This window comes from Luteimonas sp. 100069 (assembly GCF_003813845.1).
Taxonomy (GTDB): Bacteria; Pseudomonadota; Gammaproteobacteria; order Xanthomonadales; family Xanthomonadaceae; genus Luteimonas; species Luteimonas chenhongjianii.
In genome coordinates this window covers 146,050-172,940 of the sequence record NZ_RPFN01000002.1, presented here as the reverse complement: position 1 = coordinate 172,940, position 26,891 = coordinate 146,050, and the positions used below count along the sequence as shown (strand labels likewise).

Annotated in this window: 27 protein-coding genes; 8 read left to right on the top strand and 19 right to left on the bottom strand. The window is 69.9% G+C overall.

Features of this window, described 5'->3' with window-relative positions; genetic code table 11:
- Positions 1-59: 59 nt before the first annotated feature.
- The 7 genes from secG to trpB all read right to left on the bottom strand — a co-directional run bounded on the left by secG (position 60) and on the right by trpB (position 6,994).
- Positions 60-494, bottom strand: coding sequence for a preprotein translocase subunit SecG (secG, locus tag EGK76_RS07275; RefSeq protein WP_123832167.1), 435 nt, complete (start codon positions 492-494; stop codon positions 60-62).
- A gap of 58 nt (positions 495-552) precedes the next feature.
- Positions 553-1,302, bottom strand: coding sequence for a triose-phosphate isomerase (tpiA, locus tag EGK76_RS07270; RefSeq protein WP_123832166.1), 750 nt, complete (start codon positions 1,300-1,302; stop codon positions 553-555).
- Positions 1,303-1,506: 204 nt separating this feature from the next.
- Entirely contained in the window at positions 1,507-2,445 is a 939-nt protein-coding gene (locus EGK76_RS07265; RefSeq protein WP_096297541.1) for a 2-oxoglutarate and iron-dependent oxygenase domain-containing protein, read from the bottom strand.
- Positions 2,446-2,462: 17 nt separating this feature from the next.
- Entirely contained in the window at positions 2,463-3,815 is a 1,353-nt protein-coding gene (glmM, locus tag EGK76_RS07260; RefSeq protein ID WP_096297540.1) for a phosphoglucosamine mutase, read from the bottom strand.
- On the bottom strand, positions 3,812-4,693 hold the full coding sequence (accD, locus tag EGK76_RS07255; protein ID WP_123832165.1) for an acetyl-CoA carboxylase, carboxyltransferase subunit beta: 882 nt from the start codon (positions 4,691-4,693) through the stop codon (positions 3,812-3,814). Before accD ends, glmM begins: the two co-directional genes overlap by 4 nt.
- A 92-nt stretch (positions 4,694-4,785) precedes the next feature.
- Positions 4,786-5,592 carry a tryptophan synthase subunit alpha gene (gene trpA, locus EGK76_RS07250; RefSeq protein WP_123832164.1) on the bottom strand — a complete coding sequence of 269 codons (807 nt, stop codon included), beginning with the start codon at positions 5,590-5,592 and terminating at the stop codon, positions 4,786-4,788.
- A 184-nt stretch (positions 5,593-5,776) separates the two neighbouring features.
- Positions 5,777-6,994, bottom strand: coding sequence for a tryptophan synthase subunit beta (trpB, locus tag EGK76_RS07245; protein WP_123832163.1), 1,218 nt, complete (start codon positions 6,992-6,994; stop codon positions 5,777-5,779).
- A gap of 92 nt (positions 6,995-7,086) precedes the next feature.
- Between trpB and EGK76_RS07240 the strand changes: the two genes are divergently transcribed.
- The gene (locus tag EGK76_RS07240) at positions 7,087-7,971 is read left to right on the top strand and encodes a LysR family transcriptional regulator (protein WP_123832162.1); all 885 of its coding nucleotides are present in this window, start codon (positions 7,087-7,089) and stop codon (positions 7,969-7,971) included.
- A 27-nt stretch (positions 7,972-7,998) separates the two neighbouring features.
- Here the strand turns inward: EGK76_RS07240 and EGK76_RS07235 are convergent, their stop codons facing one another.
- The 7 genes from EGK76_RS07235 to prmB form a co-directional block, all read right to left on the bottom strand.
- Positions 7,999-8,634 carry a phosphoribosylanthranilate isomerase gene (locus tag EGK76_RS07235; protein ID WP_123832161.1) on the bottom strand — a complete coding sequence of 212 codons (636 nt, stop codon included), beginning with the start codon at positions 8,632-8,634 and terminating at the stop codon, positions 7,999-8,001.
- Positions 8,631-9,419 carry a tRNA pseudouridine(38-40) synthase TruA gene (gene truA, locus EGK76_RS07230; RefSeq protein WP_123832160.1) on the bottom strand — a complete coding sequence of 263 codons (789 nt, stop codon included), beginning with the start codon at positions 9,417-9,419 and terminating at the stop codon, positions 8,631-8,633. The genes EGK76_RS07235 and truA overlap by 4 nt, the downstream gene beginning before the upstream one ends.
- Positions 9,420-9,427: 8 nt before the next feature.
- On the bottom strand, positions 9,428-11,206 hold the full coding sequence (locus EGK76_RS07225) for a FimV/HubP family polar landmark protein (RefSeq protein ID WP_343205619.1): 1,779 nt from the start codon (positions 11,204-11,206) through the stop codon (positions 9,428-9,430).
- Positions 11,207-11,384: 178 nt separating this feature from the next.
- The gene (locus EGK76_RS07220; RefSeq protein WP_123832158.1) at positions 11,385-12,413 is read right to left on the bottom strand and encodes an aspartate-semialdehyde dehydrogenase; all 1,029 of its coding nucleotides are present in this window, start codon (positions 12,411-12,413) and stop codon (positions 11,385-11,387) included.
- A gap of 85 nt (positions 12,414-12,498) precedes the next feature.
- Positions 12,499-13,560, bottom strand: coding sequence for a D-glycerate dehydrogenase (locus tag EGK76_RS07215; RefSeq protein ID WP_123832157.1), 1,062 nt, complete (start codon positions 13,558-13,560; stop codon positions 12,499-12,501).
- Positions 13,514-14,632, bottom strand: coding sequence for a chorismate synthase (aroC, locus tag EGK76_RS07210; protein ID WP_123832156.1), 1,119 nt, complete (start codon positions 14,630-14,632; stop codon positions 13,514-13,516). The genes EGK76_RS07215 and aroC overlap by 47 nt, the downstream gene beginning before the upstream one ends.
- 305 nt (positions 14,633-14,937) lie before the next feature.
- Entirely contained in the window at positions 14,938-15,909 is a 972-nt protein-coding gene (gene prmB, locus EGK76_RS07205) for a 50S ribosomal protein L3 N(5)-glutamine methyltransferase (RefSeq protein WP_096297530.1), read from the bottom strand.
- A gap of 110 nt (positions 15,910-16,019) precedes the next feature.
- Between prmB and EGK76_RS07200 the strand changes: the two genes are divergently transcribed.
- Both EGK76_RS07200 and asd read left to right on the top strand, forming a co-directional pair.
- Positions 16,020-16,685 carry an SCO family protein gene (locus EGK76_RS07200; RefSeq protein ID WP_123832155.1) on the top strand — a complete coding sequence of 222 codons (666 nt, stop codon included), beginning with the start codon at positions 16,020-16,022 and terminating at the stop codon, positions 16,683-16,685.
- Positions 16,682-17,530, top strand: coding sequence for an archaetidylserine decarboxylase (gene asd, locus EGK76_RS07195; protein ID WP_096297528.1), 849 nt, complete (start codon positions 16,682-16,684; stop codon positions 17,528-17,530). Before EGK76_RS07200 ends, asd begins: the two co-directional genes overlap by 4 nt.
- A 187-nt stretch (positions 17,531-17,717) precedes the next feature.
- Here asd and EGK76_RS07190 read toward each other — a convergent pair whose 3' ends face one another.
- Positions 17,718-19,265: a transglycosylase SLT domain-containing protein gene (locus EGK76_RS07190; RefSeq protein ID WP_123832154.1), complete on the bottom strand. Its 1,548-nt coding sequence runs from the start codon at positions 19,263-19,265 to the stop codon at positions 17,718-17,720.
- A gap of 133 nt (positions 19,266-19,398) precedes the next feature.
- On the opposite strand from EGK76_RS07190, the gene EGK76_RS07185 reads away from it, so the two are divergent.
- From EGK76_RS07185 to EGK76_RS07175, 3 genes are read left to right on the top strand one after another with little or no spacing between them, the layout of a single operon-like run.
- On the top strand, positions 19,399-20,889 hold the full coding sequence (locus EGK76_RS07185) for a helicase HerA-like domain-containing protein (RefSeq protein ID WP_123832153.1): 1,491 nt from the start codon (positions 19,399-19,401) through the stop codon (positions 20,887-20,889).
- A 7-nt stretch (positions 20,890-20,896) separates the two neighbouring features.
- On the top strand, positions 20,897-21,403 hold the full coding sequence (gene greB / locus EGK76_RS07180) for a transcription elongation factor GreB (protein ID WP_123832152.1): 507 nt from the start codon (positions 20,897-20,899) through the stop codon (positions 21,401-21,403).
- Positions 21,400-21,981 (top strand): hypothetical protein, encoded by a 582-nt coding sequence (locus tag EGK76_RS07175; RefSeq protein ID WP_123832151.1) that lies wholly within the window; start codon positions 21,400-21,402, stop codon positions 21,979-21,981. Before greB ends, EGK76_RS07175 begins: the two co-directional genes overlap by 4 nt.
- Positions 21,982-22,206: 225 nt before the next feature.
- Here EGK76_RS07175 and EGK76_RS07170 read toward each other — a convergent pair whose 3' ends face one another.
- Entirely contained in the window at positions 22,207-22,602 is a 396-nt protein-coding gene (locus EGK76_RS07170; protein ID WP_123832150.1) for a hypothetical protein, read from the bottom strand.
- The gene (gene rimO / locus EGK76_RS07165) at positions 22,599-23,972 is read right to left on the bottom strand and encodes a 30S ribosomal protein S12 methylthiotransferase RimO (protein WP_123832149.1); all 1,374 of its coding nucleotides are present in this window, start codon (positions 23,970-23,972) and stop codon (positions 22,599-22,601) included. The genes EGK76_RS07170 and rimO overlap by 4 nt, the downstream gene beginning before the upstream one ends.
- A 174-nt stretch (positions 23,973-24,146) precedes the next feature.
- Between rimO and EGK76_RS07160 the strand changes: the two genes are divergently transcribed.
- Both EGK76_RS07160 and EGK76_RS07155 read left to right on the top strand, forming a co-directional pair.
- A complete protein-coding gene (locus EGK76_RS07160) occupies positions 24,147-24,836 on the top strand; it encodes a dienelactone hydrolase family protein (protein ID WP_123832148.1) in 690 nt (229 codons plus the stop codon).
- On the top strand, positions 24,833-25,252 hold the full coding sequence (locus EGK76_RS07155) for an HIT family protein (RefSeq protein WP_123832147.1): 420 nt from the start codon (positions 24,833-24,835) through the stop codon (positions 25,250-25,252). The genes EGK76_RS07160 and EGK76_RS07155 overlap by 4 nt, the downstream gene beginning before the upstream one ends.
- Before the next feature lie 58 nt (positions 25,253-25,310).
- Here the strand turns inward: EGK76_RS07155 and dcd are convergent, their stop codons facing one another.
- Complete coding sequence (dcd, locus tag EGK76_RS07150; protein ID WP_096297520.1) at positions 25,311-25,889, bottom strand: dCTP deaminase; 579 nt, start codon at positions 25,887-25,889, stop codon at positions 25,311-25,313.
- An 89-nt stretch (positions 25,890-25,978) separates the two neighbouring features.
- A complete protein-coding gene (gene apbC, locus EGK76_RS07145; protein ID WP_123832146.1) occupies positions 25,979-26,830 on the bottom strand; it encodes an iron-sulfur cluster carrier protein ApbC in 852 nt (283 codons plus the stop codon).
- Positions 26,831-26,891 lie beyond the last annotated feature (61 nt).

Here is a 26,891-nt window from a genome sequence, read left to right as displayed (position 1 = left end):
CATCACTGCGTCGGCGAGCCGCGCATTGTAATGCCAATTCATCGATCTGGGGAGCCCCGTCAGGGCGTTTCCTGCGAAGAATCTTCTGCTGCGGGCGGCGCAGCCGGAACCGCACCTTCGGCGGGGGGCGCGGTCGGCACCGTAGCGTCCGCCGCAGGCGCCTGCGGCGTGGCCACCGGGGGAACCGCGCGATCGACCGGCGCCGCCGGGACTTCACTACCCATCACGCCCAGGTCCATATTCATCGCATTGGGGTTGGCGCGGTGCATCGCGTACCAGGCCATGAACAGGGTGACGGCGAAGAAGCTGATCGCCAGCCACTTGGTGGCCTTGGACAGGAAGTTCGAAGATCCCCGCGCGCCGAATACGGTGGACGACGCGCCGCCACCGAACCCGGAACCGGCCGAGGCGCCAGCGCCGCGCTGCATGAGGATCAGCGCGATCATCGCGATGGCGATGATGACGAACAGGATATTGAAGACGGTCAGCAGCATTGCGTGTGTGCTCAGCGGTGCCCGCGGACGGGACGTGTTTCAGAGGCGCCAGCCGCGCTCAACGCGCGGCCGCGGCGACGATGGCCAGGAAGTCGTCGGCCGCCAGCGAGGCGCCGCCGATCAGTCCGCCGTCGACGTCGGGCTGCGAGAACAGCGCAGCGGCATTGTCGGGCTTGCAGCTGCCGCCATAGAGCAGCGGCAACGAATCGGCGATTCTAGCATCCTGCCGGGCGACCACGCCACGCAGGAAGGCGTGGACCGCCTGGGCCTGTTCGGGGCTGGCGGTCAGCCCGGTGCCGATCGCCCAGACCGGTTCGTAGGCGATGATCGCGCCGTCGAACGCGGCCGGCCCGGCCGCGTCCAGTACGGCCTGGACCTGCGCGCCGATGACGTCCTCGGTCTGCCCGGCCTCGCGCTGCTCGCGGGTCTCGCCCACGCACAGGATGGGGGCCAACCCCGCTTCGCGTGCGGCAATGAACTTCGCCGCGACCAGCGCATCGCTCTCGCCGTGGTGCTGGCGGCGCTCGGAGTGCCCGACCAGCGCATAGCGCGCGCCGACCTCGGCAAGCATTTCGGCACTGACCTCGCCGGTATAGGCACCCTTGGCATGGGCACTGGTGTCCTGCGCGCCGAAAGCCACGCCGCGACCCTCGAATGCCTGCGCCAGCGCCGGCAGATACGGATACGGCGGCAGCACGATGGCCTCCACCCCGGCCGGCATGCCGGCGGCGATGCCCTCGACGAGGTCGTTGGCGAACAGGCGGCTGCCCTGCAGTTTCCAGTTGCCGGCGACAATCCTGCGGCGCATGGCGGACTCCTTGTGCGAAAGGCGCAAGAGCATAGCCCATGGCCGGAGACGGTTCGATGGCGCGCCGACCCGCCGCCCACCAGGTCGACAGCGGCGTTGACGACGGCCAGACCGGCGCCGTCCGCCTTGACCAGCCCGTCCGATGGCGCTTCCGCCGCAATTGAAAACGGCGCCCGAAGGCGCCGTTCGATCCCCTGCCCCGCCCTACTTCAGCTTGATCTCGCGCAGGCGCTCTTCGAGGTAGCCCTGGGCGGTGATCGGCTCGGGGTAGCGGCTCGGATTGTCCGCGGTCACCGTCGAGGGCAATACGTCGATGACGAAATCCGGATTCGGGTGCAGGAAGAACGGCACCGAGTAGCGCGGCTTGCGCGCGGCTTCGCCCGGCGGGTTGGTCACCCGGTGCGTCGTGGACGGGTATACGTGGTTGGTCAGGCGCTGCAGCATGTCGCCGATGTTGACCACGATGGTGTCGGCTTCGGACGTGAATGGCACCCACTCGCCCTGCTGGGAGCGCACCTCCAGGCCCGCCGCACTCGCGCCGACCAGCAGCGTGATCAGGTTGATGTCCTCATGCGCGCCGGCGCGCACGTTCGGAATGTCGTCGGCAGTGATCGGCGGATAGTGGATCGGCCGCAGGATCGAGTTGCCGACGTCGGTCTTGTCCGCGAAATAGTTCTCCGGCAGGCCGATGTGCAGCGCCAGGGCCGAGAGGACCTTCGAACCCAGCGCATCGAGCGTCTGGTACAGGCCATAACCGTGCTCGCGGAAGCCCGGCACTTCGGTCGGCCACAGATTGGGAGGCATCACCTCGCGGTACTTCGAATCGTCCGGAATCTCGCGGCCGATGTGCCAGAACTCCTTGAGGTCGAAGTGCTTGGCCCCCTTGGCGGTCTCCACGCCGAAGGCGGTGTATCCGCGCGCTCCGCCGCCGCCGGCCACGTGATAGCGCTTCTTGGTCTCTTCCGGCAGCGCGAAGAACGCCTTGAAGACCTCATAGGCGCCGTCGATCTGCGCCTGCGGGATGCCGTGGCCACTGATCCCGGCGAAGCCCCATTGCCGGTAGGCCGCACCGAGCTCGGCGACGAAGGCCTCGCGGTCGGTGTCGAAACGGCGGATGTCGAGCGTGGGGATGCGGGCGGTCATGCGAGGGGTCCTTGGAATCAGGGGGCGGCCGCCGCGCGTACGGCGTCGGCCAGTTGATCGAGGGTGGATTGCATCAGGGCATCGTCGTCGGCCTCGACGGTCACCCGCACCACAGGCTCGGTGCCCGACGGGCGCAGGAATGCGCGGCCACGGCCCTGTACCGCGGCCTGCGCATCGACGAGCGCGGCCTGTACGACCGGGGCCTCCGCCGGCCTCGCAGCGCCTTCGTAACGCACATTGATGGTCTTCTGCGGCACCTTGGACAGCCCGTGCAGCGCTTCCTGCAAGGACTCGCCGCGGCGGCGCAGCACCTCGAGCACCTGCAGCGCGCTGATGATGCCGTCGCCGGTGGTCGCGCGATCCAGGCACAGCAGATGCCCGGACGTCTCGCCACCCAGCACGCCGCCCTGTTCAAGCAGCATCTGGTGCACGTAGCGATCGCCGACATTGGCGCGGGCGAAGCCGATGCCCGTCTCGCCGAAGGCGCGCTCGAGCCCGTAGTTGCTCATCAGGGTGCCGACCACGGGGCCCCGCAGGCGGCCGGACTGCTGCCAGTCGCGCGCGAGCACGTACAGCAGGTCGTCGCCGTCGCGCACGCTGCCGTTGGCATCGACGAACAGCACGCGGTCGCCATCGCCATCGAAAGCGATGCCGAGATTCGCGCCGCTGCGGCTGACGCGTTCGCTCAGGTGTTCAGGGTGCGTCGAGCCGACGCCGTCATTGATGTTCAGGCCGTTGGGCTCGGCGCCGATGACCTCGACCTGCGCGCCAAGCTCGCGCAGCACGATCGGACCGACCTGGTAGGTCGCGCCGTTGGCGCAGTCGACGACGATGCGCATGCCGTCGAGATCGAAGCCGCGCGGCACCGAGGCCTTGCAGGCTTCGACGTAACGCCCGACCGCGTCGCGCGTGCGTACCGCCTTGCCGAGCTTTTCGGAGGCAACGGTGCGGAACGGCTGGTCCAGCGCGGCCTCGATCGCCAGCTCGCTCGCGTCGTCGAGCTTCTCGCCCTGGCGGTTGAAGAACTTGATGCCGTTGTCGTGATGGGGATTGTGCGAGGCGGAGATCACGATGCCGCCGTCAGCGCCGAGCGAATGCGTCAGATGCGCGACGGCGGGTGTGGGCATGGGGCCCATCAGCTGGACGTCGACGCCGGCCGCGACCAGGCCGGCCTCGAGCGCGGCTTCGAACATGTAGTTCGAGATGCGCGTGTCCTTGCCGATCAGCACCTGGGGGCGGCGCCAGTCACCGCCGCGGCCGCGCAGCGTATGCCCGTAGGCATTGCCGAGACGCAGCATGAAATCGGCCGAGATCCAGCCCTCGCCGACGCGGCCGCGGATGCCGTCGGTGCCGAAATACCTGCGGCTCACGCAGCCGCTCCCTCGGGCGCGCTCTGCCGGGTCAGCATCGCCAGCAGGTGGGCGATGCGCGTGCGCAGTTCGCGGCGGTCGCAGATCTGGTCGATCGCGCCATGCTCGACCAGGAACTCCGAACGCTGGAAGCCCTCCGGCAGCGTCTCGCGAACGGTCTGCTCGATCACACGCGGACCGGCGAAGCCGATCAGCGCCTCCGGCTCGGCCATGTTGATGTCGCCGAGCATCGCGAACGAAGCCGACGCGCCGCCGAAGGTCGGGTTGGTCAGCACCGAAATGTAGGGCAGTCCGGCTTCGCGCAGGCGCGAGAGCGCCGCGGAGGTCTTGGCCATCTGCATCAGCGAGAACATGCTTTCCTGCATGCGCATGCCGCCACTGGCGGTGAAGCACACATAGGGCGCGCCGATCTCGAGGGCGCGTTCGGCGGCGCGGGCGAACTTCTCGCCACCCACCGACCCCATCGAGCCGCCCATGTAGGCGAAATCCATCGCACTCGCGACGATCGGGCGAGCCATCAGCGTGCCCTCCATCGCGATCAGCGTGTCGCGCTCGCCGGTCGAACGCTGCGCGGCCTTGATGCGGTCGGCGTAGCGCTTCTGGTCCTTGAACTTGAGGATGTCGGTCGGGCCGAGGTCGGCCGCGATCTCCTGGGGGCTGCCCGGATCCAGGAAGGCCTTCAGACGCGCGCGGGCGCGGATCGGCCGATGGTAGGCGCACTTGGGACAGACCTCGAGGTTCTCCTCGAGTTCGGGCCCGTAGAGCACCGCGCTGCAGCGCTCGCACTTCTCCCACAGGCCCTCGGGGACGCTGCGCTTCTTGACCGCGGCGGCATCGGTACGGATGCGCGGCGGCATGATTTTCTGCAACCAGGACATGGCCTGCCTTCTCCCGACGGCCGCTACGGGGCCGTAAAGCGCGGAAGTGTAACCGACCGCCGGGGGGCACCCGACAGACCCCGGTCTGCCGGTCAGCCGCCGTCGAGGGCCGCCCGCAGCGGCCCCAGGAAGCGGTGCGCGCGGCCTGCCGCATCGGCCGGCGTGTCCGCGCCATCCAGCGCTTCGACCAGCGCACTGCCCACCACGACGCCGTCGGCCGCCGCGGCCATCGCCGCCGCGCTGGCGGCATCACGGATGCCGAATCCCACCACCACCGGCACCGCACTGGCCTCGCGCAGCGCACGCAACCGGGCGCCGGCACAGGCGGGGTCGAGCCGGTCGGCCGCACCGGTCACCCCGGCGAAGCTGACGTAGTACAGATAGCCCTGCGCCTGCTCGCACAGCGCGCGGCTCCGCTCCGGGGTCGTCGTCGGCGAGGCCAGCAGCACCAGCGCGAGCCCGTGCGTTGCGAACGCCTCGCGGAACTCGCCGGCTTCTTCCGGCGGAAGATCGACCAGCAGCACGCCGTCGACGCCGGCGTCCCGGGCCTGCGCCGCGAAAGTCGCCGGGCCGCGGATGTCGATCGGATTCAGATAGCCCATCAGCACGACCGGGGTGGCGGCGTCCTTCGCGCGGAATTCGCGCACCGCATCAAGCACATAGGTCATGCCCGCGCCCCGCCCCAGCGCGCGCTCGGAGCTGCGCTGGATCGTCGGGCCGTCAGCCATCGGATCGGAAAACGGCACGCCCAGTTCGATGACATCGGCCCCGGCCGCGACCAGCGCATGCATCACCGGCACCGTCGCTTCGAGCGACGGATCGCCGGCGGTGAAGAACGGGATCAGGGCCTTGCGGCCGGCGGCGCGGAGTGCGGCGAAACGGGTGTCGATGCGGTTCATGGGATCCGGCGTCGCGGGATTCGATTGAGAGGACGTCGCAGACATCAAGTGCATCCGTCCGACAGCGTGGCCACGTCGGCCGGACCGATCCGGAAGTCGCCGACAGCGTGATGCGGCCACTCGTCGGCCGATGCGGACATCGCAGCGAGGGGTGAGATGGCTGCGAGCCGGCAGACATTCTTCCTCACAGCACGAATCCTTCGCGCTGCGCGATGGTGTGGACATCCTTGTCGCCGCGGCCGGACAGGTTGGCGAGCACGATCGCGTCCTTCGGCAGCTCGCGCGCGAGCTTGATCGCCTGCGCGATGGCGTGGCTGGATTCGAGCGCGGCGAGGATGCCTTCGGTCTTGGCGAGCTGGTGGAATGCGGCCAGGGCTTCGTCGTCGGTGATGCCGACGTACTGCGCGCGGCCGGCGTCGGCGAGGAAGGCATGCTCCGGCCCGACGCCGGGGTAATCGAGGCCGGCGGAGACCGAATGGGTTTCGGTGATCTGGCCGTCGTCGTCGCAGATCACATAGGTGCGGTTCCCATGCAGCACGCCCGGTCGACCGGCCGCGATCGAAGCCGCATGGCGCCCGGTGTCGATGCCGTCGCCCGCAGCTTCGGCGCCGACGATGCGCACGCCCGGATCGTTGAGGAATGCGTGGAACAGGCCGATCGCGTTGCTGCCGCCGCCAACGCAGGCGGTGATCGCATCGGGCAGGCGGCCATACTCGGCCAGCATCTGCGCGCGCGCCTCGCGGCCGACGATCGCGTTGAAGTCGCGGACCATGCGCGGGTACGGATCGGGACCGGCGACGGTTCCGATGATGTAGAAGGTGTCGCGCACATTGGTGACCCAATCACGCATTGCCTCGTTGAGCGCGTCCTTGAGCGTCGCCGAGCCACTGGTCACCGGCACCACGGTCGCACCGAGCAGCTGCATGCGGTAGACGTTGATCTTCTGCCGCTCGATGTCGGTGGCGCCCATGTACACCACGCAGTCCAGGCCCAGGCGCGCGGCGACGGTGGCCGAGGCCACTCCGTGCTGGCCGGCGCCGGTCTCGGCGATGATCCGCGTCTTGCCCATGCGGCTGGCGAGCAGCGCCTGGCCGACGGTGTTGTTGATCTTGTGCGCGCCCGTGTGGTTGAGGTCCTCGCGCTTGAGCAGGATGCGCGCGCCGCCGAGGGCATCGCTGAGCCGCTCGGCGTGATAGATCGGGCTCGGCCGACCGACGTAATGCGCCAGATCCCGGTCGAAGGCCTGCTGGAACGCCGGATCGGCCTTCGCGGTGTCGTAGGCCGCCGCGAGTTCGGCGATCGGCCCCATCAGCGTCTCGGCGACGAAGCGGCCGCCGTAGCGGCCGAAGTGGCCGTTGGCGTCGGGATAAGCATGGAAATCGGAGATCGGAAGCTGCGACATCGGCGGACACGGATTCGGAAGATCTGCACTTTAACGCACACATCGGCGCGTCAGAATCGATAATATCTGACCGAACCGTCAGCAAATCTCACATGACCGATTCGGACCTGCCACCGCTCAACGCGCTTCGCGCCTTCGAGGCCGCTGCGCGGCTGGGCAGCCTCAGCCGCGCAGCCGAAGCCCTGCACGTCACCCATGGCGCGGTCAGTCGGCAGGTGCGGCTGCTCGAGGACTGGCTGGGCACGCCCCTGTTCACGCGCGCCGGGCGTGGCCTGCGCCTGACGCCCGCGGGCATCCGCCTGCGCGACGCGGCCGGCGACGCCTTCGCCCGGCTTCAGGGCGCCGCGGCGACCATCCGCCGCGCCGGGTCCGGGCAGGCGCGCGTGCTGGGCTGCCCGGGCAGCCTGCTGGCGCGCTGGATGATCCCGCGACTGCCGCGACTGGCCGAAGCCCTGCCCGACCTGAAGCTGCATCTGTCGCCGCATGAAGGCGCGTTTCCGCCGTCGCTGGACGGCTTCGACGCCGCCCTGCTGATCGCCACGCCGCCATGGCCGGCGTCGTGGCGCGTGCGCACGTTGGCAGTCGAGCGGATCGGGCCGGTACTCAGCGCCCGCCACGCCGAGGTGGACCGCCTCTCGGCACTCACGCCCGATGCGTTGCTGCGCGAGCCGCTGCTGCACACCACCTCGCGTCCGCAGGCCTGGCCGACGTGGGCATCGCTCCACGGCGCGGCGGCGCCTGGCAGCCCGGGGGCCGACTTCGAGCATCTGTATTTCCTGCTCGAAGCCGCGGCCGCCGGTCTCGGCGTCGCGATCGCCCCGCAGGAGCTCGTCGCCGACGATCTTGCGGCTGGCCGGCTGCTCGCGCCCTGGGGCTTTGTCGGAACCGACGCGCAGTGGATTCTCGCGACCCGCCGGGACGACGACGATGCGCAACTCGAGGCGCTCGCGGCGTGGCTGCGGCTGGAACTGGACTGAGTACGAAGCGCGCGCCAGGCCGCAACGTCACCGCCTGCCGCGTGCCGCGTCCACGAACGCCCGCATCCGCGCCGCGTCCTTGATCCCCGCGGCAGATTCGATGCCGCTGGAGACGTCGACGCCGGCGGGCCGCGCGACGGCGATCGCCTGGGCAACGTTGCCGGGATCGAGACCACCGGCCAGCCAGAACGGACGGTCGAGCGAGGTCGGCAACGCGTTCCAGTCGAAACGCTCGCCGCTGCCGCCCGGCTCGCCGGCGGCATGGCCGTCGAACAGGAAGGCCGACGCGCCAGGCCAATCGCCCAGCGAGCGCAGCGCCGCCGCGTGATCCCCGCCCATCGCGATCGCCTTCCAGTACGGCAGCCCGAATCCGGCGCAGAACGCGTCGTCCTCGGCGCCATGGAATTGCAGGATGTCCGGACGCACGACCGAGACGACAGCCGCGACCTCGTCGGCCGGCGCGTCCATCGTCAATGCGACCACGCGCATCGATGCCGGAACGGCCGTCCGCAGGCCGACTGCCGCGTCCAGGGTGAGCCTGCGCGGACTGCGCGCGGCGAACACCAGGCCGATGCAGTCCACGCCGAGCGCGACGGCCAGCGCGACATCCTCCTGCCGGGTCAGTCCGCAGAACTTGATCAACGGTTCGGCAGCGGCGCTCATGGGGCCAGCGTCACTTCCGCCGGCAGCTGCCATTGCGGCGGATACAGCGGCCCCAGGAACACCAGCCCGGCGGCGGGCGCGGTTGGCCCGGCCAAGCTGCGGTCGCGGCCGGCCAGCAGCTCGGCGACCCAGGCTTCGGGCCGCACGCCAGCGCCGACTTCCAGCAGCGAGCCGACGATGTTGCGGACCATGTGATGCAGGAATGCGTTGGCCTGCACCTCGACGATCACTTCATCGCCCTCGCGTACGACCGAGATGCGTTGCAGGTCGCGGCGCGCGTGCGGGGCCTGGCACTGGACCGTGCGGAACGCAGAGAAGTCCTGCTCGCCCAGAAGCGCCTGGGCGGCGCGGTGCATCGCGCCGGCGTCGAGCGCGCGCAGCTCCCAGGAGAGGTACTGCCGATGCAGGGCCGGACGGACCGGCCGGTTGAGGATCCGGTAACGGTAGTGGCGCGCGCGCGCGGAGAAGCGGGCGTTGAAGTCGTCCGGCACTTCCTTGCACCAGCGCACGCATACCGAGGGCGGCAGATGGGTGGTGGTGCCGAGCATCCATGCCCGCGGTGTGCGGACGGCCTCGGTATCGAAATGCACGACCTGGCAGCGGGCATGGACACCGGCGTCGGTACGACCGGCGCAGGTCGTCGAGACGGGATGGGCGGCGATGCGCGACAACGCGCGTTCCAGCGCCGCCTGCACCGATCCCTTGCCGGTTTCTTCCGCGCTTCCCAGCCGCTGCCAGCCATGGAATTCGTGGCCGTCGTACTCGACGCCGATCGCGTACCGCATCGACGTTCTCAGCCCAGCGTGCGCAGCAGCTGCGCGGCCTCGGCCGCCGCGATCGGATCGTCGCCGTCCGCCACTTCCTGCAGCAGACTGCGCGCGGTCCCGGTATCGCCCAGATCGACGTAGGCGCGGGCGAGTTCGATCCGCTCCAGTCCGATCGGCGTCTCGACCGCGTCGCCTTCGTCGAGTTCGACATGCGTAGCGGTTCCGCGCGGCGCATCGTCCGACCGGTCCGGCTCGGCCGGCCTGACGACGGGAGCCGCCTCCGGCGCGTGCCAGGTGGGGCCGACCGTTGCCGGCCCGGCACCGGTGGCAGGCGAGACTGCAGGCGCTGCATCCGGCACTTCGCGGACGAATGCGGGGGATGCGGCATCCTGCGCGGGCGCAGGCGTCAGCGAAGCCGGCGCGGCGGTCGGCATGGCCGTGGCCAGTGCGGCGCGGTCGAACGGGCGAGCGGTCGCCGGCATGCGGCCACGGCGACCGAGCAGGAACGCCAGCGCAGCGACGACGAGCAGGGCCAGTCCGAGCCAGACCCACGGGAACGACGCAGAGGCGGCCTGTTGCTGGTTGCTGGCCTCCATGCGCTGCTGCGCGGCGGCGAGCTCGGCATCCTTGAGTTCGATCAGCTGCTGCTGTTGCCGTTGCAGCTGCTCGAGGTCATCGAGCCGCGCCTTGAGTTCGTCGATCTCGGCGGTACGCGCGGCCACGGTCTCGTTGGCCTGTTGCAGTTCCTGACGCAGCATGTCCCCTCCGGTGCCGGCGGAAATGCCGGACTGGCTGCCCGCCGGCTGGGCTTCGCTGGCGGGTGGTGTGATTTCGAGCCGCGCGGCGGCCGTGCGTGGGGCGGCGTCCGATGCCGCGGCGGCGGTCGTATCCGCGGCCGGCGCGTCGGCAGTCGGCTCGGCTGGCTGCGGCGCCGGGCGACGCATCTCGCGCCACTGCCCGACCTGTTCGCGCACCACGGCGTTGGCCTCCGCGGCGCTGAACTGCGCCCAGGCATCGCGCGCCGGGATCCGCAGCACGGCGCCCTGGCGGACCAGGTTGAGATTGCCGCCGATGAACGCTTCCGGATTCGTGCGCAGCAGCAGCACCATTGCCTGGTTGACGCTGATGCCGGCCTGTTCGGCGAGCGGCGCGGCAATCGCCGACAGCGTCTGGCCCGCGCGCACCGCAGGCAGCGCATCACCCGGCGCGAGCGGATCCGCTGCGGCAGGTCGCGCCGCCGGGGCCGGCGCGGGCGCCGTGGCGAGGGCGTCGCCCGGCGCCGCAGTGTCGGTAGATGCCTCGGACTGCGGCGAGGACGAAGCCGCAGCGGCGGGCGTGCGGACGATGGTCGGCGATGACGCCGCGACCGGCGCCTGGATCGTCGGCTGGGCAGGCGCAGCGACCGTGTCGGGCACCGCAAGCAACGCGGCGTATTCGCGCACCAGACGTCCCTGGCCCCAGTCGACTTCGACGAGGAAGGTCAGCGATTCCTGGTCGACAGGCCCTGCGCTGGTGACGCGGATCACCGGGCGGCCGCTGGCATCGAGGGCGACATTGAACTGCAGGTCGGAGACCACGCCGCGCGGCGGCTCGAGGCCGATGCGCGCAAAGGTGTCGGGCGAGGCGAGCCGCGCCTGCAGCTGGCGCAGCTCGGCCGGATCGCTGGAGACGATCGGAATTTCGGCCAGCAGCGGTTGGCCCTGCTGCGAGCGGACCTCGATGCGGCCCAGTCCCAGCGCGAGCACGGGCCCCGCCAGGGCCATGAGCCCGGCGGTGAGCAACAGACGCGGAAGAATGCGCGACACGAACGTCCCCTGGTTCCTGCGGAGCGGCCTGGAGCGGCGCGTGCGCCGACTGACCGGATTCATCGGACGACTGTAGCGGCGCGGCATCCCGCTCCGCAACGCAACGCGTCCGCGCGGCTGTCGCCTACGCTTGCCGGTGCCCGCTGCGAGGTCGGGCGCGATGCGCTGCCTGCGTCCATCAGCCCTCGCCCGCCACCAGCTCGGCAACCTGCACCGCATTGAGCGCGGCGCCCTTGCGGATGTTGTCGGCAACGATCCACAGGTTCAGACCGTTCGGATGCGAGAGATCCTCGCGGATGCGGCCGACGAACACCGGATCGCGCCCCGATGCGTGGGTGACCGGCGTCGGCCAGCCGCCGGCGATGCGCTCGTCCACGACCTCCACGCCCGGTGCATCGGCGAGGATGGCACGCGCCTCGTCCACGCTGATGCGCTCGCGCAGCTCGACGGCGACCGACTCCGAATGCCCGTAGAACACCGGCACGCGCACGGCGGTCGGGTTCACCAGGATGCTGTCGTCGCCGAGGATCTTGTGCGTCTCCCAGACCAGCTTCATCTCTTCCCTGGTGAAGCCGTTCTCGAGGAAGGCGTCGATCTGCGGGATCAGGTTGAAGGCGATCTGCACCGGGAACTTCTGCGGGTCGATCCCACGGAAATTGAGCAGGTCGCCGGTCTGGCGGCCGAGCTCCTCCATCGCCGAACGCCCCGCACCCGACACCGACTGGTAGGTCGACACATTGATGCGCACGATCCCTGCGCGGCGGTGCAGCGGCGCCAGCGCGACCAGCATCTGCATCGTCGAGCAATTGGGATTGGCGATGATGCCGCGCGGGCGCTCGCGTGCGGCTTCCGGATTGACCTCGCTGATCACCAGCGGCACGTCGTCGTCGTAGCGGAACGCCGAACTGTTGTCGATGACGACGGCGCCGGCCGCGGCGAACTTCGGCGCGTACACCTTGCTGGTGTCGCTGCCGGCGGAGAACAGCGCGATGTCGATGCCGGAAGGATCGAACGTGGCGAGATCCTGCACGACGATGTCGTCATCGCCGAACTTCACGGTGGTGCCGGCGGAACGCTCGGAGGCCAGCGCTACGAGCTCTGACACGGGGAAATCGCGCTCGGCGAGGATCGACAGCATGGTCTCGCCGACGGCGCCGGTGGCACCGACGACGGCAACGCGGAAACGGCGGTTCAGGTCAGGGGACATTGCAAACTCTCGAAAGGATTCTTGGGGGGGCGCGCATGCGCGCGGATGCTGGGGATCGGACTTGCGGGAACCGCCCGGTCGGGCGTCAGGCGGCTCCCGCCCGTTTGCCGGCATCGCCGCCTTGCGTCACCGGCACGATCGGCGTCGGCGGACGACCGGCGTCGGGGCCGGCGCCGAGCGCGGCGATGAGATTGTCGACCGCCAGCGTCACCATCGCCCGGCGCGTGGACAGGCTGCCGCTGGCGATGTGCGGGGTGAGCACGATGTTGTCCAGTGCCAGCAGGCGCGGATCGACCGCCGGCTCGCCCTCGAACACGTCGAGCGCGGCCGCGGCGAGGCGGCCACTGCCCAATGCCTCGGCCAGCGCGGCCTCGTCAACGATGCCGCCGCGGGCGATGTTGGTCAGCGTCGCAGTCGGCTTCATCTTCGCCAGCGCGGCGGCGTCGACGATGTGGTGGGTCTGCGGCGAGTACGGCAGCACCAGGACCAGGTGATCGGCGCGTGCCAGAAGCGTGTCGAAGTCGACATACGAGGCCTTGTACGCGCCCTCGACATCGGCCGGCAGCCGGCTGCGGTTGTGGTAGAGCACCTGCATGTCGAAACCGGACGCACGTTTCGCGATGCCCTGCCCGATCCGGCCCATGCCGAGGATGCCGAGCGTGCTGCGATGCAGGTCGGCGCCGAGCAGACCCTTGAAGTTCCAGCCGGTCCACTTGCCACCACGCAGGTGACGTTCGGACTCGGTGACGCGGCGCGCGGCGGCCATCATCAGCGCGAAGCCGAAATCGGCGGTGGTCTCGGTCAACACATCCGGCGTATTGGTCGCGACGATGCCGCGCGACTGCAACGCGCCGACATCGAGATTGTCATAGCCGACGCCGACGTTGGCGACCGCGCGCAGCTTCGGCGCATTCGCGATCTCGCGCTCGCCGATGCGCTCGTTGAGCGTCACCAGCGCGCCGTCGACCTCGCGCAGCGCGGCGGCGATCGCGGCTTCGTCGTGCTCGCGGACATCGGGCGCCTGCACGACATCGAAGTACGCGTGCAGCCGGGAGACGATGTCGTCGAACAATGGCTGCGACACCCAGACGCGCGGCCGCTCAGCCACCGATGCGGCCCGGTATGCGTGGCGTGACGTCGCCGACATCGCCGCACTGCGCGCGATGCCGCAGCGCGTGGTCCATCAGCACCAGTGCGAGCATCGCCTCGCAGATCGGGGTCGCGCGGATGCCGACGCAGGGATCGTGGCGGCCGGTGGTGACCACTTCGACGACATTGCCGTCGACGTCGAGGCCGTCGGCCGGCAGACGCAGACTGGAGGTCGGCTTGAATGCGGTGGAGACCACGATCTGCTGGCCGGTGCTGATGCCTCCGAGCACGCCGCCGGCGTGGTTGGACGCAAAGCCCTGCGCCGTCATCAGGTCGCGATGCTCGCTGCCCCTCTGCGCAATGGAGGCGAAGCCGGCGCCGATCTCGACCCCCTTGACCGCATTGATCGACATCATCGCCGCGGCCAGATCGCCGTCGAGCTTGCCGTAGACGGGCTCGCCCCAGCCCGGCGGCACGCCGTCGGCCACGGCGGTCACGCGCGCGCCGACTGAGTCGCCGGACTTGCGCAGCGCATCCATGTAGGCCTCGAGTTCCGGCACCTGCGAGGCATCGGGCCAGAAGAACGGATTGGATTCGACGACGTCGAAGTCGATCGCCGCGCTGTCGAACTGCGCGGGCACGATGTCGCCGAGCTGCGAGAGATAGCCGCGCACGCGAACGCCGAAGCGATCATTCAGCCACTTCTTGGCGATCACCGCCGCGGCGACGCGCATCGTGGTTTCGCGCGCCGACGAGCGCCCGCCGCCGCGCGGATCGCGGATGCCGTACTTCTGCCAGTACGCGTAATCCGCATGCCCGGGCCGGAACTGTCGGGCGATGCTGCCGTAGTCCTTGCTGCGCGCGTCGGTGTTGCGGATCAGCAGCGCGATCGGCGTGCCGGTGGTCACGCCCTCGTAGACGCCGCTGAGGATCTCGACCTCGTCCGCCTCGCGCCGTGCCGAGGTGTGCCGGGTCTTGCCGGTCGCGCGACGCGCCAGGTCGTGGGCGAAATCCTCGACGGCGAGCTCTATGCCCGGCGGACAGCCGTCCACCACGCAACCGATCGCCGGCCCGTGGCTCTCGCCGAAGGTCGTGACGGTGAACAGATGGCCGAAGCTGTTGCTGGACATGGCACCAGGCGCCGAAGGGGCGCAGGAGGGAAACGCGGCCGGCAAGCTTAACGCGGAGAGGGCCGCGTGGCGGCATGGCCATCGGCAGCCCTGGCGGCGGCCGGAGGCGCCGGCCACGGCCGGCCGACGCCCGGGCATCACATCGTCACGTCATGCGCGACCAGCCGGGCACTCCCGGGCGATCGGGATCGGCGCGGCGGACCACGCAGCATGCTGATGCGGCTCCGGGGCACGCCGCTGATTGCGCCTACCACCACGCTGCCCGCGCGGACGGCGCGGCGCACGGGCCGATCAGAACAGCGCGATCAGAACAGCGCCGCTGCCCCGCTGCCCGTCGCCGCCACCGGGGCGGCGGCCTTGGCCTCGCGCTCGGCGGCGAGCTGGGTGATCCGCGGGTTGTGGGTCACCAGGTCGTGGCGTTCGACCACGAAGATCCCCATCTGCCCGACCTGGAACTCGATCCACATCAGCGGCAGTTCCGGCAACAGCTTGACCAGGTGCTGCTCGGACTCGCCGACCTCGCAGATCAGCAGGCCGTCCTCGGTCAGGTGCAGCGGCGCGTCGCGCAGGATCTTGAGGACCAGATCGAGGCCATCGTCGCCCGCGCGCAGCCCCATCTCGGGCTCGTAGGAGTACTCCCGCGGCAGGGCGTCGGTCTCGTCGTTGGTGACGTAGGGGGGATTGGTGACGATCAGGTCGTAGTGCTCGCCCTGCAGGCCGTCGAACAGATCGGACTTGAGAAAGCGGGTATTGCGCACTTCCAGACGCTGCTCGTTCTCCCTGGCGAGGCTCAGGGCGTCGTCGCTGAGATCGACGCCGTCGACGTGCCAGTCGGGATTGTGGTGCGCCATGGCGATGGCGATACAGCCCGAGCCGGTGCACAGGTCCAGGGCGCGGCGCACCTCGCGGCCACCGAGCCAGGGCTCGAAGCCACTCATGATCAGCTCGGCGATCGGCGAGCGCGGCACCAGCGCGCGCTTGTCGGACTTGAAGCTCAGGCCGGCGAACCAGGCCTCGCCGGTCAGGTACGCGGCCGGCACCCGCTCCTCGATGCGGCGGATGAACAAGCCGAGCACGTCTTCCTTCTCGGCCAGCGTGACCCGCGACTGGCCATAGACCGGGCTCAGGTCGTGCGGCAGATGCAGTGCATGCAGGGTGAGTTGGGTGGCTTCGTCGATCGCGTTGTCGTAGCTGTGGCCGAAGGTCAGGCCCGCGGCGTTGAAACGGCTGGCGCCATAGCGGATCAGGTCGACGATGGTCTGCAGTTCTTCGGTCATGGCGCGTGGAGCTCGGGAACGCTTGATGGCCACGGATTATAGGTCACCGGCCAGCCGGAGCCGGCACGAACGCGGCGGGTATCATGGCCGGCGCTCGAAACGGACCTGCCATGTTCAACCGGACCACACTCATCATCCTCTGCGTCGCGCTTGCCGGCGGTCTCGGCCTGCTGGCCGCGCAGCGCTACTTCGCCGCGCCCGCAGCCGCGCCAGCGGTCCAGCTCCAGGCGGTGCAGCTGTATCCGCAGCCGCGCCCGCTGCCGGATTTCGCCCTGCAGCAGTCGGACGGCACCCAGTTGCTGCCGGGCGAGCTCGCCGGTCACTGGACGCTGGTCTTCATCGGCTTCACCCACTGTCCCGACGTGTGCCCGATGACGCTGACGCATCTCGCCCGCGCCCAGCGCCAGTGGGAAGCGCTGCCGGCCTCCACCCGCCCGCGCGTGCTGTTCGTCTCCGTCGACCCCGAGCGCGACACACCCGAGCGCCTCGGCGAATACGCCCACGCCTTCCACCGCGACACCCTGGCAGCGACGGCCGATATCCCGTCGCTGGAAGCCTTCACGCGTTCGCTGTCCATGGTATTTGCGAAGGTGCCGCTGGACCCGGACATGCCCGACGGCCCCTACACGATCGACCACAGTGCGTCGCTGGCCGTGCTCGACCCGCAGGGCCGCATGGCCGGCGTCGTCTCGGGCCGCCTGCTCGGTGCGGAGACGCCCGACCCGGACGCCATTGCCGCCGACCTGCTGCGCCTGACCAACGAGCATCGCCCATGAGCTTCGTCACGACCCTGACCTACGTACTGCCGCACCGCCTGCTGTCCTCGCTGGCACGGCGCCTGGCGTATTCGCAGGATCCCCGCACCCGACGCTGGCTGATCGATACCGTCGTGCGCCGGTTCGGCGTGGACCTGTCGGAGGCTGCGAACCCCGATCCGGCGTCGTACGCCAGCTTCAATGCCTTCTTCACCCGTGCCCTGCGCGAGGGCGCGCGCGTGCCCGATCCCGATCCGCGCGCGCTGGTGATGCCGGCCGACGGCCACATCAGCCAGTGCGGTGCGATCGAGGCCGGGCGCATCTTCCAGGCCAAGGGCCAGTCGTTCACGGTCGCCGAACTGCTGGGCGACGAAGCGGACGCGGCGCCGTATCTCGACGGCAGCTTCGCCACCGTCTATCTGTCGCCGCGCGATTACCACCGCGTGCACATGCCGTGGACCGGCACCCTGCGCGAAACGGTGCACGTGCCCGGCCGGCTCTTCAGCGTCGGCACCGCGGCGGTCGGCCGCGTGCCGCGCCTGTTCGCGCGCAACGAGCGCCTGGTCTGCCACTTCGACACCGATTTCGGGCCGATGGTGCAGGTGATGGTCGGTGCGCTGCTGGTATCGGGCGTGGAGACGGTCTGGAGCGGCGAGGAGATCCCCGCCTATGGCGATCGCATCCAGCGCAAGGACTGGCGCGGCCGTGGCATCACCCTGCAGCGTTTCGAGGAAATGGCGCGCTTCAATTACGGCTCGACGGTCATCGTGCTGCTGCCGAAGGGCGTCGCCGAACTCGAGCCGTCGCTGCATGCCGAATCGCCGGTGCGGCTGGGGCAGCGGCTGGCGATGCGGACTGCTGACTGAAAGCGGCGTACTGCGCCGTTTCAGTCATGCGACATCTCCGGAAAATCGAGCCCCTCTCCCTCAGGGAGAGGGGTTGGGGTGAGGGTGCTTCTGCGGCTCTCCCGCGAACCCCCAGCCCTCACCCGACGCGCCATGCGCGATGCGCGTCGAGCTCCCACAGGGCGAGGTGTTCAACCATCCCTCACCCTCAGCCCGAGCACCCCTCCAGCTTCAGCGTCTGACCCAGCCGGAGCGTATACGCCGGCGCCCGGAGGCCGTTGGCGCCGGCCAGCGCGGGCACATCGCAACCGAAGCGCTGGGCGATGCTGCCGAGGGTTTCGCCACGCGCGACGCGATGCGTGCGCGCTGCGGCAGGCGCAACCTGTGGCGGACGCGGGGCAGCGGGCGCGGGCGGCAGCGCGGCCGGCGCCGGGGTATCCCCCACCGACATCACTTCGATCGCGCCGGTGCGCACGATGGCGGCACGCGGGTCGCTGTTGACGAGCTCTGCGGCCAGATCGGCGCGCTCTCCGCGCACGCACCAGCGCTTGTAGAGGCTGGCGATCCGCGTGGTGCCGGCGAGCGTGGTGCCGACCGGCAGCAGGCTGTCGGCCTCGTAGCTCGGGTTGAGGTTGCGCAGCGCGCGCATGTAGCCGTCGCGGGTATTGCCGTTACCCAGGCAGATCGTCAGTTCGTAGATCGAAGCCGGACGCTCGAGCGTGAACGTGGCCGGACGCGTGTCGATCTTCGGGAAGGTCAGGCCGTATTCCTCCGGATGCAGGTACAGCCAGGCCGCGGCGATCACCATCGGGACGTAGTCCTTGGTTTCGGCGGGAAACTGGTTGTAGACCGACGGATCCCAGAAGCTGCGCCCCGCGGCCTCGCGGTAGACGCGCAGCGCGCGGCCTTCGCCGCCGTTGTAGCCGGCGAGCCAGTACTCGATCTCGTTGCCGTGCTGGGCGAAGCGCTCGTTGAGATACACGGCAGCAGCGTCCGCGGCCTGGCGCGGGTCGTAGCGGGTGTCGAAGCCGGTGCCGTCGGGGCCCAGGCCGAAGCGCCGGCCGGTCGCCGGCATGAACTGCAGCGGCCCGGCAGCGCCGGCGCGCGATCGCGCATGCACGCGACCGTTGGATTCCTTGGCGAGGATGCCGAACAGCAGCGCCTCCGGAAGGCCGCTGCGCTTGAACGCCGGCGACATCAGGTGCTGCATGTACTGGTAGTTCTCGTGGCTGGTCATCAGCGCCACGCGCATGTCGGTGAGCCAGCGCCGGATCGACGCCTGCACCGCGGGATTGAGCTGGACCATGCGCTTGAAGCGCTCGTCCTCGGCGAGCAGCGCCGATGCGCTCGCGGCAGCCGGCACGTCGGCGGTGGGGAGCCCGCCGTCCGGTCCGTCGATGCCGGCCTCGCCGGGCCCCTGCCCGGCCTGGGCGTCGGCGTCGGCCTTGAGCAGGCGCTTGTAGGTGGTCAGCAGCTGCGGAACGCTGCAGGCACGCTGCTTCTCGCAGGCCAGCATCACGTCTTCCATGTCCTCGAGCGCGGCGTTGCTCGCATCCATGCCGGCGGGATCGTCGTTGGCGAGCTGCACCAGCGCCTGGCGGTAGCGGCCCTCGGCCTCGAGCATGCGCTGGGTCAGGCCCTCGGCGGCCTCACGGTCGCGGCGCGACTGCGCCTGCGCGTCGGTGGCCGTGCCGGCCAGGGCCAGCGCGAGCGCGAGCGCGCCGAAGCGCAGCGTCGTGGAAACGGAATCTGGCATCGTGACCGGGGTCCAGCAAAGAGGGCCCGCAGGGTAGCCCTGCCCCTCGCGGCCCGGCAAGGCGCGTGGCGCGAAGCGCTACCTGCGACACAGTCGCTAGAATCACTGTCCCTGGCGCCAGGACATGCATGCGATGGATCCGATCCTGCTCGGCAAGGCCGTCACCACGCCCGACGACGGACCCGTGCACCTGTTGCCCGGGCTCGGCAACCGCCACGGCCTCGTCGCCGGTGCGACCGGCACCGGCAAGACCGTGACGTTGATGACGCTGGCCGAAGGCTTCTCGCGGATCGGCGTGCCGGTCTTCATGGCCGACGTCAAAGGGGATGTCGCCGGCCTCGCGGTCGCGGGCACAGCGAGCGAGGCTCTGCAGGCGCGCGCCCTGGACATCGGCATCCCCGACTGGGCGCCCGCCGCCAGCCCGGTGGTGTTCTGGGATCTCTACGGCGAGCTGGGCCATCCGGTGCGCACGACGGTCAGCGAGGTCGGGCCACTGCTGCTATCGCGCATCCTCGAACTCAACGACACCCAGTCCGGCGTGCTCGACATCGTGTTCAAGCTGGCCGATGACCGCGGCCTGCTGCTGCTCGACCTCGCGGACCTGCGCGCCCTGCTCGGCGTGGTCGCCGACGAGCGCAAGGACATCTCCACCCGCTACGGGCTGGTCAGCGCGCAATCGGTCGCAGCGATCCAGCGCGCGCTGCTGCGGCTGGAACAGGACGGCGGCGATCGCTTCTTCGGTGAGCCGGCGCTGGAGCTGTCGGACCTCATGCGCACGACCACCGACGGCCGCGGCGTGATCGGCATCCTGGCCGCCGACCAGCTGGTCCTGCGCCCGCGCCTGTATTCCACGTTCCTGCTGTGGCTGCTGTCGGAGCTGTTCGAGACGTTGCCGGAAGTCGGCGATCTCGACAGACCGAAGCTGGTCTTCGTGTTCGACGAAGCGCACCTGCTCTTCGACGACGCGCCCCGTGCACTCCAGCAGCGCATCGAACAGGTCGTGCGCCTGATCCGCTCCAAGGGCGTCGGGGTGTATTTCTGCTCGCAGTTCCCCGACGACGTGCCCGGGGCTGTACTGGGCCAGCTCGGCAATCGCGTGCAGCACGCACTGCGCGCGTACACCCCGCGCGACCAGAAGGCGGTGCGCACGGCGGCCGAGACCTTCGCGCCGAATCCCGCGCTCGATGTCGCCGCGACGATCTCGCAACTCGCAACCGGTGAGGCGCTGGTCTCGACCCTCCAGCACAAGGGCGTGCCCATGCCGGTCGAACGCACGCTGATCGCGCCGCCACGCTGCCGGATGGGTGGCATCAGTGCGGACGAGCGCGCACGTGTGCGCGCCGGCAGCCCGATCGCCGGCAAGTACGACACCCCGGTCAATCGCGAGTCGGCGGCGGAACTGCTCGCCAGCCGCGCCCAGGATGCCGCCGCGCAGGCAAGGACCCCGCCCGCGCAAACCGCGCGTGAGGCCGAGGCCGAAGGTAGTGTCGGCCGGTCGATCAACGAGTTCCTGTTCGGCACCAGCCGCCGCCAGGGCGCCGTGCAGGCAGCCGGCAAGCAGGCGGTGCGCACGATCACCAATCGCATCGTCCGCAACCTGCTCGGCGGGATGCGCGTCAGGTGAGCGCCCCATGAGTCGCTGGCGTCCACCCTCCGCGGCGAGCACCGCGCTGATCACGCCCGAGGGGCATGCACGGCTCAAGACCGAGCTCGACGACCTGTGGCGCGTGCGCCGGCCCGAGGTGGTGCGGGCGCTGTCTGCGGCCGCAGCCGAAGGCGACCGTTCGGAGAACGCCGAGTACACCTACCGCAAGAAACAGCTCGGCGAGATCGACCGGCGCGTGCGGTATCTGTCCAAGCGGCTCGAATCGCTGCGCGTGGTCGACACCGTGCCCAGCGATGCAGACGCGATCTTCTTCGGCGCATACGTCGAGCTGGAGGACACCGACAGCGGCGAGCTGGCGCGCTATCGCATCGTTGGACCCGACGAGACCGACGCCAGGGCGGGCTGGATCAGCATCGACTCGCCACTCGCGCGGGCGATGCTGAAGAAACGCGTCGACGACGAGTTCGAAGCCCAGCTGCCTGCAGGACCGGTGCGCTTCGCGGTCGTGGCGGTCGCCTACCGCTCGGCATGAGCGTCAGGCAGCGGGTACGCGCCGGCGCTGCGTCCGCCGCGACGGGCAGCCCACGACTGGCGCGGGCACTGTGGCCGGTGCTGCTGGCGACCCTGCCCGCCTGCATGCAGGAGGCGCCGTTGCCGCCACCGGTCGCCGAGGCGACGGTGCGTGTGGATGCGAAAGCCCGGGCGCACGCCGAGCTCGCGCATCGCGTGCGTCGGTTCCTGATCGATCGCGGCGCGCGCGGACCGGTCGCGGCCAACGACGAACGGTTCCGGCTCGGCGCGTTCTGGCGCGCGCGCGCGGACACCCACCATTTCGGACCCGATTTCCACGCCCGCGCACGCGTCGCGCTGGCCGCTCCGGGGGCACCGACCCAGGCCGATACCGCGCTGCGGGCACTGCAGGCGACGGTGGATGCCCGCCTGCCGCACTGGCAGGCGCTGGTCGATTACAACGCCTCGGGCCGGATGCGCGACGACGCCGGCGAAGAGGGCCGTCGCCTGCTGCCGTGGGCGATCGCGGCGCTCGATGCGATCGAAGCGGCGGCCTGGCGGTACGTGGACGCGGTGGAATCGCCCCCGACCCGCGAGTGATCGGGCGGATGCAGCGCCCGAAGTGATGCGTCTTCCCTGCGCCGGCCGCGCGCCAGCGCTTCATCCCACGCCTGTGTCGCCGACGTCGGTCGGCATGTGCGCGCAGCCTGCGACGACACGCAGGTGAGCCGGCCAGAGCGGCCCGGTCTCGCGCGGTGCGGACGCGGTGGGCCATGCCATGCAGCGCGTGGGCCCGCCCGCACTCTGCGCTGCAACGCGGAGCCGTCAGTCGATACGACGCATCTCGAAGATCCGCTCGTCGGACAGCGCGGTGAAGTAGCCGGTCGTCGACCTGAAATTCTGCTGCGGGAACTCGGTGCCGGGCGACACCCGGCACAGCAGGAATGCCCGCGAGTAAGCGCACTGCAGACGGGCCTGCGGATCGACATCCGGAAACAGTCCCGCCTGCTCCAGGCGATCGAGCGGCAGCAGCGCCAGCCCCTCGCCGCGGAACATCGCCAGCCAGCCGCGGCCTTCGGCGCGCACCACCAGCTCGGCGTCGGCGGGAAACGCATCATTGCCGTCGCCCGCCGGCCGGTAGGTGCCACTGAGCCCGTCGCCTGCCTGCGCATGGGCGGCCGCGCCCAGCATGGCCAGCAGCACGAGCGCGAGGCGGTTCACGCGTGGACCTCGGCGACCTCGCCGTAGAGGTCGTGCTCGTCGCTGCCCATGATCTCCACATCGACGAAATCGCCCGGCTGCAGATCGGCTTCGCGGCCATCCTGGATCTGCACCACGCCGTCGATCTCGGGCGCGTCGCCCATCGAACGGGCGATCGCCAGATCGCCGTCGACCATGTCGACCAGGCACATCTGCACCGTGCCGACCTTGGCTTCGAGGCGGGCGGTGGAGATCTCCGCCTGCTTGTCCATGAAGCGCGCGAGACGCTCCTGCTTCACTTCCTCGGGCACCGCGTCCGGCAGCGCATTGGCCGTCGCGCCTTCGACCGGCGAATAGGCGAACGCACCCACGCGGTCGAGCTGGGCCTCGTCCATGAAGTCGAGCAACTGCTGGAAATCGTCCTCGGTCTCGCCGGGGAAGCCGACGATGAAGGTGCTGCGGATCGTCAGTTCGGGGCAGATCTCGCGCCAGCGCGCGATGCGTTCGCGGGTCTTGTCGATCGCGCCGGGCCGCTTCATGAGTTTGAGGATGCGCGGGCTGGCGTGCTGCAGCGGCACGTCCAGATACGGCAGCAGCTTCGGCATGCCGTCGACGTGGCGCTCGGTCATCAGCGGGATGATGTCGTCGACGTGCGGATACGGGTACACGTAATGCAGCCGCGTCCACACGCCCAGTTCCGACAGGCCTTCGCACAGCGCCTTCATCCGCGTGGCGTACTGGCGCTCGCGCCAGGTGCGCTCGGCATAGCGCACGTCGACGCCATAGGCTGAGGTGTCCTGCGAGATCACCAGCAGCTCGCGCACCCCGCCGCGCACGAGCTTTTCGGCCTCGCGCAGCACGTCATCTACCGGGCGCGACACCAGATCGCCGCGCATCGACGGAATGATGCAGAAGCTGCAGCGATGGTTGCAGCCTTCGGAGATCTTCAGGTACGCGTAGTGCTTGGGCGTCAGCTTGATGCCGACGTCGTCGTCCATTGCCGCGCGGCGCGGCAGCAGATCGAGGAAGGGGTCATGCTTCTGCGGCGCCGCGGCGTGGACGGCGCGCATCACCGAGCCGTAGTCCTGCGGCCCGCTGATCGACAGCACGCCCGGATGCGCCTCGCGGATCACCTCCGAACGCTTGCCCAGGCACCCGGTGACGATCACCTTGCCGTTCTCGGAGATCGCCTCGCCGATCGCATCCAGCGATTCGGTCACTGCCGAATCGATGAAGCCGCAGGTGTTGACGACGACGACGTCGGCATCGTCATAGGTCTGCACGATGTCATAGCCCTCGACCCGGAGCTGGGTGAGGATGCGTTCGGAATCGACGAGGGCTTTCGGACAGCCGAGGCTGACGAACCCGACCTTGGGATTGGCTGCGGACATGGGGAACCGTTGCTTGGGGAGATGGCCGCTGCAGCGGCTCCGGATCGCGTTCGCGCGGCATGAGGCCCACGCGCGGGCCGCGCAGTATACCGCCGCGCCGCGCCCGGACCGACCGCACACCATCGGCGCCGGCCTCCCGGTAGACTCGGGCCCTCACCTGAACAGGGAAACCGCATGGGCCGGGACATCAGCCTCGTCACTCCCTACGGACCGGTGAACGCCTGGCGGGCAGACCCGCCGCACGGCGCCGCGCCCCGGGGGGCGCTGCTGGTCATCCAGGAGATCTTCGGCGTCAACGCGCATATCCGCAGCGTCGCCGACGGCTATGCCGCCGCCGGTTATGTCGCCCTCGCACCGGCGGTGTTCGACCCCGTCGCCCGCAACGTGGAGCTGAGCTACGACGCCGAGGGCGTGAGCCGGGGTCGGGCCCTGGTCGCCTCGCTCGGCACCGAGCGTGCGCTCGGCGTGCTGCGGGCCGGGCGCGACCTGCTGCAGGCGCAGGGCCACCGTCGCGTAGGCGCCGTGGGCTTCTGCTGGGGCGGGACACTCGCGTTCCTTGCCAACGCGAGGCTGGGCATGCTGGCGGCGAGCTACTACGGCGCACAGACCCTGCCCTTCCTCGAGGAGCCCCTGCAGGCGCCGATGCTGTTCCACTTCGGCGCCGACGACCCCTCGATCCCTCCGGAAGCCATCGAGCGCCACAGGACCCTGCAGCCGGACGCGGAGGTCCGCGTGCACCCGGGCGGCCATGGCTTCAACCGGGATATCGACCCGAACCACTACCATGCGCAAAGCGCGACCAGCGCCCGGCGCGCGACCCTCGCCTTCCTCGACGCCGCCCTGCGGCGGGAGCCCACGCCATGACCCATGCCGGCCCGTACATCCTGCACCCGCAACTGGCGGAGGATACCCACCCTCTGGCCCTGCTCGGACTGTGCGAGCTGCGCCTGATGGACGACGCCAACTACCCCTGGCTGGTCCTCGTACCGCGGATCGCCGACGCCCGTGAACTGATCGATCTCGATCCCGACCAGCGCCGTGCGCTGACCGACGACATCGACACCGCCGCGCGCCTGCTGCGCGACACGTTCCAGCCCTACAAACTCAACATCGCCGCGCTCGGCAACATGGTCGAGCAACTGCACGTCCACGTGATCGGGCGCGAGCGCGACGATCCGGCCTGGCCGGCGCCGGTCTGGGGCCGGGTCGCCGCCAGACCCTATACGCCCGAGCAGCTGGTCACACGGATCGCCAGCCTGCAGGCAGCGCTGCAAGGCTGAGGCCGGGCATCACCGGCGGGCCGGGACCCCGGGCGCCGCGTCCCGCGAAGAAAGTTGCTCAGGTGCGCGGCAGGGTGACGCCGCGCTGGCCCTGGTACTTGCCGCCGCGATCCTTGTACGAGGTCTCGCAGACGTCATCGGCATCCGACTGGAAGAACAGCATCTGCGCCACGCCTTCGTTGGCGTAGATGCGCGCCGGCAGCGGCGTGGTGTTGCTGAACTCCAGGGTCACATGCCCTTCCCACTCCGGCTCGAGCGGCGTGACGTTGACGATGATCCCGCAGCGGGCGTACGTGCTCTTGCCCAGGCATACCACCAGCGTGTCGCGCGGAATGCGGAAGTACTCGACGGTGCGCGCCAGCGCGAACGAATTCGGCGGGATGATGCACTCGTCCGCCTCGATGTCGACGAAGCTCTTGGGGTCGAAGTGCTTGGGATCGACGATCGTCGAGTTGATGTTGGTGAACACCTTGAACTCGCGCGAACAGCGCACGTCGTAGCCGTAGCTCGATGTGCCGTAACTGACGATGCGCGCGCCGGCCGGGTCCTGCTTGATCTGGCCGGGCTCGAAGGGCTCGATCATGCCACCCGGCTGCTCGGACATGCGGCGGATCCAGCGGTCGCTCTTGATGCTCATCGTGGGGGTTCCTGCGGCCTTGGGCCTGGCCGGTCATTGTCCACGGCCTGTCTGCCGACGTCACCCCGGCTGGCCATGGCGCAGCTGGGTCAGAGCAGCGACGCGGAAATCGACATCGGCGCGCGCGGGCGCTTCTCGAGTTCTTCGACCAGACGCCGCGCTGCGGCGCGATAGGCCGTCGCGGCGGGCGATGCGGGCATCGCGGCGACGATCGGCACGCCGGCATCGCCCTGCGCGCGGATGCCGATCTCAAGCGGCAGCGAGCCCAGCAGCGGTACTCCGTACTGCGCCGCCATGCGCTGGCCACCGCCCTCGCCGAACAGGTGTTCCACATGGCCGCAATTGGAGCAGACGTGCTGGGCCATGTTCTCGACGAGCCCCAGCACCGCCACTTCGACCTTCTCGAACATCCGCAGCGCCTTGCGCGCGTCCAGCGTCGCCACGTCCTGCGGCGTGGTCACGATGACCGCGCCGGCCACCGGAATCTTCTGCGCAAGCGTCAGCTGGATATCGCCGGTGCCCGGCGGCAGATCGACGAGCAGGTAATCAAGCGCCTCGTCCCCGCCCCACAACGTGTCGTTGAGCAGCTGGGTCAACGCGGACGTCGCCATCGGTCCACGCCAGATCATCGGCGTGTCCTGGTCGACCAGCAGGCCGATCGACATCGCCTCGATGCCATGCGCCTGCATCGGCAGGATGGACTTGCCGTCCGGGCTGTCGGGCTTGCCGGACAGACCCAGCATCGTCGGAATGCTGGGTCCGTACACGTCGGCGTCCAGCACGCCCACCCTCGCCCCCTCGGCCGCCAGCGCAAGCGCAAGGTTCACCGCGGTCGTGGATTTGCCGACCCCGCCCTTGCCGGAACCGATGGCGATGATGTTGCGGATGCGGGGGTGGGAAGACAGGTTGGCTTGAACGGAACGGGCTGCGGCGTGCGGCATCAGAGTCTTCTTGTGATCGTGGTGGTGGCAGGCCGACGGTATCGGCTCCCCGCACTGGCAG